Raw genomic sequence first — 1,942 nt, 5'->3', positions numbered from 1 at the left:
GGGATGAGGAGAGCCGGCAGGCACATGTCCGACGATCAAGCTCTGCATAGCCGCAGCAATGATCGCCAGCCAGACGGTCACAACGTGCAAACGATCCCTGCGCCTGCGGAGAAAGGGTCCGCAGTAGAACGGATTCCGGCGAAGGTTTCTCCCAATCTGTCGCTTCATTGCAGGTGTGTCGCCGGAGTATCTAAGATGCTACAACCTATGACGGATCAGAAGCCGGAATAATCCAACAAACAATAACTTTTGACGCTTGCTCCTGGCGGTGAGCCTTTCTCTCGAAGCGCTCTATATGGCCAAGTGGGAAACAGGAGATGTCGAGGCACGCCTCATCTCTCAGGCATAGAATGGATTATCCTTGGAGCGCGACGCACTTGGTCTGACGCTCCGAAGGCCAGCAGTTTTCGAACTGCCCAGGCATCGAAACGTCTAGGGCAAACAGTGAAATTCCTAACTGGAAGTATTAATCCCTCAATTTCAGGAATACGAGCGTAGTTCGTCCGTCATCTGATTGAACATGTCGCAGAGGCGGTGAACACAATGTGCTCAGTTGAATTTTTCCAGCACGATCTGACCGGCAGGATGCACGGCGATCTGGACAAATGGAACTTGGCGCACGGATGGATCAGCGCTTCTCCGGCAGAACAACACAGATTTTCCATTCTCGACTCAACTCGCATGCCCAGTCACGGGAAATAGGTCGCTGACGCTGGCTGCGGATCGGAACTGACAGGTTCGAGCCAGGCACAACGACAACTGTAAGAACCGGATTTTTGCTCGGGATCTTCCCGAGGCGGCGACGTGCGTCCTTTTGCGGCGAACCAAGGAGCGATGACAACAATGCGCAGGCGGGAATTCATCAAATACGGCAGCGCACTCGCTGCGTTCACAACGGCATCAATGTCCCTGCCGTCATTGCTTTCAGCCCAGACCACCGAGGAAGTTCCGACCGGCGAGGCAGCGGACTTCGACCTCGAGATCGTCGATGTTGATGTCGAACTGATCGACGGCAGCACCGTGCCGATGTACGCCTTCTGCCACGCTGGTCAGACCCCGACCATTCCCGGCCCTATCCTCCGAGTAAAGCAGGGTAGCACGGTCCGTATCGATGTTCGGAACTCCAGCACCAGACCCCATGGTTTTCAGATCATGGGGCAAGACGCCGCCATTACGGCCATCGCGCCCCATGAAGGCGATGGCGAGGACAAGATCCGGATTGAATTCACGGCGACAAGGCCGGGATCCTACCTCTATGTCGATGGCGACAACGCCCCAATCAACCGTGTCCTCGGTCTGTACGGCGCCTTCATCGTCGAGCCGACAAACGGTTTTGCCGATGCGGCGCGGCAGAAGCCGATGCCCTATGCTCCGGCAGCCGCGACACCAGCCATCAAGTCGCTGTTCTCAGCGCTCGGTGAGGCGACGATCGGCGGTCAGCCGGCCCGGTTCCCCGGCAAGGCTTGGCGGCCTGGTCGGGAATACATCTGGATCTTCAATCAGATCGACCCTGTTCTGTGCCGGCGCATCGCGGCTGGTGAAAATCCCACAGCGTCGGAGTTCCAGGCACAGTTCCACCCCCGGTACTTCACGATCAACGGCCTGTGCGGCCTTGACTCGGCCCACGACAAGGCAACCTGCCCGACCGGCCGCGTCGGCGAACCGGCGCTGATCCGCACCATGAACGCCGGCCTGGCGACCCATTCGCCGCACATCCATGGCAACCATGTCTTCGTGCTGACTGAGAGCAACAGCAACGGCGTGCCGGTTTATCAGGAAAGCCTGAACGAGCACGATGTCTGGACCATGCAGCCGATGAAGACCAAGGACGTCCTGCTGCCCTTCACGGCACCGCCGGACGTGCCGCCGGCACCGTGGAGAATGGTCCAGGAAAAATATCCGCTGCGCTATCCCATGCACTGCCACAACGAGATTTCCCAAA

General features: G+C 58.1%; 1 protein-coding gene. It reads left to right on the top strand.

Annotated features, from left to right (window positions below; all coding sequences use genetic code 11):
• Positions 1-843: 843 nt before the first annotated feature.
• The coding region (locus tag AC5JJ6_RS39475) for a multicopper oxidase domain-containing protein (RefSeq protein WP_496047285.1) at positions 844-1,942 on the top strand (1,099 nt) is incomplete at its 3' end.

The sequence above is a fragment of the Skermanella sp. genome, assembly GCF_059503625.1.
The sequence above is the reverse complement of the archived record's forward strand: the minus strand, read 5'-3'. Positions and strand labels throughout refer to the sequence as shown.